The following is a 7056-nucleotide window of genomic DNA, read 5'->3' as shown; positions in this document are numbered from 1 at the left end:
CGATGCGACCATAAATACTCCTTCTGATCAACTTATCGCCTCTTAACAGCCTGATTTCCTGATCATCGTGTATTTTAAAATTATCTTTATGCTGCATTAATAATTCTTCTTCCTCAGGAGTACATAAACCCGAAAGGTGTTTTTCATAAAGTAGTATGTATTGCTCAGGAGTCATAAAATTGGTTTTGCTTACTATATATAAAGTGCTGCAAAATCTAATTCAACACACATGATTTTGAAAATATTTTTAAACATTAAAATACATGTGTGGCTGACAATTGTATTTGATAAACATTTCTTATTTTTATCAAACCAATTATGATCAGTCAAGTTACCGATAGCGAATTATGGGACTCCGTTGTCTCAGATAATTCCAGGGCTTTTGTAGTCCTGTACAACAGGTATTGGAAAAAACTCTATAAAACCGCTAATTATTATTTAAAAGATGAAACTGTAGCTGAGGAGATTACACATGATGTATTTGTGGCATTATGGACAAGGCGTAAATATCTGAAGATCCAAAATTTTCAAAACTACATTCACGTAACTGCCAGGTATCAGGTATTTAAACATTTAAAAGCAACTAAGATAAACTGTGTAGAATATATTGATCAATTGGCTGAGAACGACAGCATGGTTGTTTATAACACTGCCGATAGTAAGCTGGGGTATGAGGCTCTTGAATCGGAACTTGCACAAGTATTACTGGAACTGCCCCGCCGCTGTCGGGAAATTTTTTGGTTAAGCCGGGTAGAAAATTTAAGTAATGAAGAAATTGCCGATAAACTTAATATCTCAAAACGTACTGTTGAAAATCAAATTACGTTTGCGCTGAGGTTTCTGAGAATGTCCTATCCTAAATTGCCTTTAGTTTCACTRATGATCCTCATCGTTTTGTTTTTAGCAAAAACCTTTGAGTAAAAAAACATGTTTAACAAAAAGAGCCCGTAATTTATATTTACGGGCTCTTTTTGTTAAATAGGGTTCTGGAATATTACTACCAAAACCTTATATAAATAGCTGATAGCAATAACAAAATAACCACTATCAGTATAACTGATGAAGGCTTTAACTTAAACATTGATTTATCTACAACTATTGCTTTGGCATTTACCACCGGACCGGCCAAACTTATAAATACCATTACAATACAAGTTATAAGGAACGACCAGCTAAGTGATATAAAAAATGGGATTTCATATTGCCCTGCCGCATTTTTAAATGCTGAATACAATATGGTTTCGGGGCCAAATACTGTAACGGCAAACTGATTAAAAAATACTGATGCTGCAAAGCCAACCAATATCCCAATGATGGCGGCTTCGGCAGTGGTTCTTTTCCAAAACATGCCCAGTAAAAATGTAGCAAGTACACCGGGGCTTACAAAGCTGGAATATTTCTGTACAAATGTATATCCTCCTGAACTTCCTATACCCAATACATCGTGCCATGTAAATGAAACGGCTATCAACAAGCTAAACACGATAGCAAGCCTGCCAATCCAAACCATTTTCCGTTCATTGGCTTCGATATTCAGGTATTTTTTATAAATATCAAGGGTAAAAATGGTAGCTATGCTATTAATTTTACCGGCCAGGGAAGCAACTATGGCCGCGGTTAAAACAGCAAGCGACAATCCTTTAAGTCCCGAAGGTAAAAAAGATAATATGGCCGAATAAGCACCATCTTTACCTCCATTGCCTAATTGAGGTAAATGACCGTGTTTGTATAACACAAAAGCAACAATACCGGGCAGCATAACAATTACCGGCATCAGTATTTTCAGCAAACTTGCAAACAAAATACCGGTGCGTGCAGTGGTTATATTGGCGCCTAAGGCTCGCTGTGTTATGTATTGGTTACAGCCCCAGTAATTCAAATTACTGATCCACTGCCCTGAAACGTACATGGCAAAGCCCGGTAAAATAAGATATTTGGTTATAGTTTCGGTTGATGCCCCTGCAGCGGGTTTTTTAAAGATTAAATGAAAGTGATCGGGGGCATCTTTTAATAGTAAATTAAAGCCGGTAAATACATTGGTTCCAAAACCAAATTTTTCGCTGACAATAGTAAGCGATAGGTAAGTGATAGCCAAACCACCTACTATCAATACGCCAACCTGTATAACATCTGTATAGCCAACAACCCGCATCCCTCCCAGGGCAATAACAGCCCCAAATATAGCCAGGCCTATCATAATTTCATGAAAATATGCCCCACCAAGTAAACCGTTAATGGCTAAAGCACCCAGGTACAAAATAGCGGTTAAGTTGATAAATACATATAAAAGCAACCAGAATATTGACATTACCAAAGCCACGCCACTATTATATCTGTTTTGCAGAAACTGGGGCATGGTAAATATTTTGTTCTTGATATATACCGGCATAAAAAATACAGCCACAATAATTAATGCAGCAGCCCCAACCCATTCATATACAGCTACAGCAATACCAGCAAAAAAACCATCACCGCTCATGCCTATAAATTGTTCGGCCGAGATATTGGACGCGATGATGGACGCACCTATTGCCCACCAGGTGAGCGAGCCCTCTGCAAGGAAAAAGCTGTGTGAACTGGTGTTTGTTTCATTCTTTTTTCGGCGATAAATAAAGTATCCATAGCAAGAAACTATTATGAAATAGGCGAAAAAGACCAGAAGATCGGCCGTAGAAATATGATTCAGCATGAGTATTTTTTTGCAATAGGAAATTTAGGCCGTTAATTTTCAGGGCCGGTTCAATTTTTCAAATCTATGAAATAAAATGAATTGGCAAGGCTGCACGAAAATAAACGGCAGCCATACAACAACAATATTATGATATCCTTATTTAAAATTTTAATGTTGACGGCAGGTATTTGGCAACAAGATCTTCATAATACGGACGCAGTTTAGTCCAATCCGGTGGAACCGGGCTCTTGGAATAAAGGTCATAAGGATTAAATAAATCTACTGCTTTAAATAACTGGTGGTCATGAGGGGTCATGAGATGGCTGTAGGCATGCTCCCTGTGCTGCGGATAAAAGGAATGATAGCGAAGCATATATAAGGCCTGCTCAGGCAAATAAGGCTTCATCATGTGATAAATATATTCGTCATGGCCCCAGGTCATGTGTACATTCTCTAAACCACAATTGGGCTCATAAACGCCGTATTTGGTATTGTAACGCGGGTCGTGATGATCTTTGTTGTCTTTAAAATATTCAGAAAAAACAATCTTATCCGAAAAAGCACATCCCACAGGATAGCTGTCACCTACTACCGCCCATTGTGGCTCGCCGAAAAGGCACAATACTTTGCCCATATCATGAAATAACCCGGTAAGTACCATCCAATCAGGCCGGCCATCGGCACGGATAGCCTCAGAGGTTTGTAGCAGGTGCTGTAACTGATCAAGATCTGTATCAGGATCAGAATCATCTACAAGCTGGTTAAGAAAATCAAAAGCATCCCAAACCGACATTTCTTTTTTATCGAACGATAAATATTGTTCTTTCTTTGCGAGAACAAAATCGTAGGTCTGGTTAATATGTTGCAAACGATAAAATTCACGAACGGAATCTTTTGTTGTGGCCTCATAATCACGGTATGCATCAGTATCTCGCCCTGCGGCTATTGAATCTGCATCCGGATAACGAACTAATAAATCATCTTCCCATTCTTCTATAGAATTTAAAGGGCCTTGATCTGGTGTTCCTGTATTCTTGCTCATAACGTTAAAATTTAAAAGGAGTATAATTGGCAAACAATCCTTTATAGCCAATTTTCATAGCTGTCTTATACAAATTTCTTCATTTTTAAAGTTAAATTCATGAAAAGTACCTGATTTATTTGCTTAAACGTTTACCTAAATTTTTATAGCCCATTAATGCCCTTCCCCCTCTGCCTTAGAGTTTGCAATAGCTATTTTTATTATATTGCTCAACTTTTGTTTTATAAACCAATACAAAAATCATGAACATTTATAGTTTCGCAGTAAAAGTCAAATAACAGACTTCTAAAATTTTGAAAAAACCTTTTATCAATGGCCGACGGAACAAAGAATAACAAAGTAAATATGAAAACACTTGCAAAAGTGTTAAATGTGTCTATCGCAACAATATCCAAAGCGCTTAGGGATAGTCATGATATAGGTGATGAAACAAAACTCAGGGTTATTGAAACTGCCAAACTATTACATTATGTGCCTAACCCTTACGCAAGTAGCCTCCGTAAACGATCAAGTAATACCATAGCCATTATAATTCCTGAAATTGCGGATAGTTTTTTTAGCCAGGCTATAAATGGTATTGAAAGTATTGTGGATCTGGAAAAATATCATGCCTTAATATATTTAACCCATGACAGTTATGAACGTGAAGCTCAAATGTTTAACGAACTTACCAGTGGGCGGGTCGATGGTATATTAATGTCCGTTGCCAGTAATACCAAAGATACCAGACACATTAAAGAGTTACAGCAGGCTGGTATCCCTATCGTTTTTTTTGACAGGGTTTGCGAGGATGTACCTACCGCAAAGATTAAAACTGATGATTTTAATAGTGCTTACATGGCTACCAGCCATTTGCTTGATCAGGGATGTAAAAATATTTCGCTGGTTACCATTGAAGGTTATCCTTCTATATTACTTGCGCGGGAAGATGGCTATAAAAAGGCATTGGCTGAGCGAAATATAAAACCGAGAGAACATAACATAATTAGTTGCYCTAATAAATACACAAACGAGAATATTGCTGTTTTAAAAGATCACATAACCAGCGTAAAACCAGATGGTATAATTGCCACGGTTGAGCATTTAGCTACTACTACTTACCTGGCTTGCGAAGAAATGAAGTTAAATATCCCTCAGGATATAAAAGTGGTGTGTTTTACTAATCAGATAACCGCGGCTATACTTAATCCCCCGCTTACTACCGTTTTACAACCCGCGTACGATATGGGGCGAAAAGCCGCGGAATTACTGTTTTGGCATTTATCAGGTAAGCCCATCCAAATGGAAAAAGAAACGATTATTTTACCATCCAAACTGGTAGTCAGAGATTCAACCCGAATCTCTGACTAAATCAGTTGGTGTTAATATTAGTTTTTTTGAGGAGTGCCGGTCATTGTAAAAGCTAATGTTCCTCCCGCAATAATATCCTGATGCGAGATCAAAAAATCCTTAATAGGCTTTCCATTAAAAGTCACTTCTTTTACATATTTATTTTTGGCTGATAGGTCCTTTGCCTGAATGATCAACTTTTTACCATGTTGCAGGTTCAATACCATATACGGGAACTGTGGGGCGCCAATACTGTAATAACCTGACGCAGGTGCCACCGGATAAAAACCAAGCGTATTGAAAATGTACCATGCCGAAGTTTGGCCGCAATCATCATTGCCATTAATACCAACCGCCGCGTTTCTGAAATTTTGTGATGAGGTATGTTCCCTTACCAATTCCTGTGTTTTCCAGGGCATGCCGCAATAATTAAACAGGTACAGGTAGTGGTGACCGGGTTCATTATCTGCATGGTAATGACCTTCACTAAAGTTTTTGCTTAGTTTATTGGCAAATTTTTTCTCGCCGCCCATTATTTTGATCATGCCGGGCACATCATGCATGGCACCGAAAGTATAGGTCCATTTGGTGCCCTCCGTAAAGCCCGAATCTGGTTTGGCCGAAAAATGACCGTCTGAATTACGGGGAGCCATGAAACCGGTAGCGCTGTTATACACGTTTTGATAGTTTTTACTCCAGGCCATGAGCTGTTTATAATCATCATCTTTCCCTAATCCTTTGGCAACCTGGGCTACAGCGTAGTCGTCAATTGTATATTCAATAGTCCGCGAAACCGATTCTCTTGTTTTATCAACCGGGATATAACCTAATTTATGATAGTTGGTTAAACCACCTCTTGCTTCAAAGCTTGTCCACAGGTCACGGTCGCCCCATCTTTTATGTGTATCACCATCGGGCGCATCGTACGAATCTTTATGCAGCGCTTCATAAGCCAGTTTTGTATTAAAACCACGAAAGCCTTTAACATAAGCATCGGCCACAACAATATCGGCATGGGTACCAATCATAATATTAGTATAGGTAGGATTTGGCCACATCGGCATCCACCCTCCTTCCTTATACATTTGCAGCAGCGACTCTACCATACCATCAACCCGCTGAGGTTGTGTAAGGGTTAATAATGGATGCAAAGCCCTGAAAGTATCCCAAAGCGAATAATCATTGTATGACGAACCACGATGCACCTTATCATCAAAAGCGCTGTAATACCTGCCGTATTCCGAAAACTGACGCGGAAATAACATAGTATGGAACATTGCGGTATAAAAAATAGTTTTTTGTGTTTTGGTTACTCCGCTTACCTGAATAGCCTTTAAAGCTTGCTGCCATTCATTACGTGTTGTTTTAACTATTTTATCAAAATCCCAGTCAGGAATTTCTTTCTTCATGTTATCCCTTGCCTGGTCAATACTGATAAATGATGTAGCAACTATTACCCTGATCTCGTCATTTGCTTTGGTCCTGAAAGAAATAAATGCTCCCATGCGGGTGCCGTACTGGCTCTGGCTGCCTTTGTTGATCACCTGCTTATCCCAGGTACCATATTTTTTAATCTGTTTGTTGAATTTGATAATAAAATACCCCTTAAAGTTTTTAAGCTCTGGGCCAAGCTGCGCCGATTGCCTGTCTGGATTATAACCGGTTATTTCGTTATTAATGGTATCAATATGCACATAGCCTTTTAACTTTTTCATCCGGGAAGTATAATCGTTTGCCCAATCGGTAAGCTCGGGGTTAAGGTTAATGCCCTGTATGATCAGATGTGCCTGATCTGCCTTTGGAAACGTGAACCGGAACATGCCGCAGGTATTGGCACCTGCAATTTCGGCTTTAATTTTATCAGTACCGATAGTTTTTAACTTTACCGAGTAATAATATGGTTTAGAAATCTCATCCTGATGGTTAAATGACAGCACACGCTGTTTGGGCAAAACCCGGAGGTTGCCTACCTGGGGCATAACAGAAACATAGCCATAATCGCCCATCCAAACGG

5 protein-coding genes are annotated in these 7056 nt (G+C 38.9%); 2 read left to right on the top strand and 3 right to left on the bottom strand.

Translation table 11 applies throughout. The features are described from left to right. Positions 1-318 precede the first annotated feature (318 nt). Complete coding sequence (locus tag AC1DRQ_RS28535) at positions 319-921, top strand: RNA polymerase sigma-70 factor (protein ID WP_477429071.1); 603 nt, start codon at positions 319-321, stop codon at positions 919-921. Between the two features lie 76 nt (positions 922-997). Here AC1DRQ_RS28535 and AC1DRQ_RS28530 read toward each other — a convergent pair whose 3' ends face one another. Continuing rightward, positions 998-2689: a sodium:solute symporter family transporter gene (locus AC1DRQ_RS28530; RefSeq protein WP_477429069.1), complete on the bottom strand. Its 1692-nt coding sequence runs from the start codon at positions 2687-2689 to the stop codon at positions 998-1000. Between the two features lie 142 nt (positions 2690-2831). After that, complete coding sequence (locus tag AC1DRQ_RS28525) at positions 2832-3713, bottom strand: inositol oxygenase family protein (protein WP_429392948.1); 882 nt, start codon at positions 3711-3713, stop codon at positions 2832-2834. Positions 3714-4058: 345 nt separating this feature from the next. On the opposite strand from AC1DRQ_RS28525, the gene AC1DRQ_RS28520 reads away from it, so the two are divergent. Further along, positions 4059-5063 (top strand): LacI family DNA-binding transcriptional regulator, encoded by a 1005-nt coding sequence (locus tag AC1DRQ_RS28520; RefSeq protein ID WP_477429067.1) that lies wholly within the window; start codon positions 4059-4061, stop codon positions 5061-5063. A gap of 17 nt (positions 5064-5080) precedes the next feature. Here the strand turns inward: AC1DRQ_RS28520 and AC1DRQ_RS28515 are convergent. Further along, positions 5081-7056 (bottom strand): GH92 family glycosyl hydrolase (locus tag AC1DRQ_RS28515; RefSeq protein WP_477429065.1); only part of this gene is annotated, 1976 nt, incomplete at its 5' end.

The organism is Mucilaginibacter sp. P4_E8 (assembly GCF_056401495.1).
This window is presented reverse-complemented; position numbering and strand designations above follow the sequence as displayed.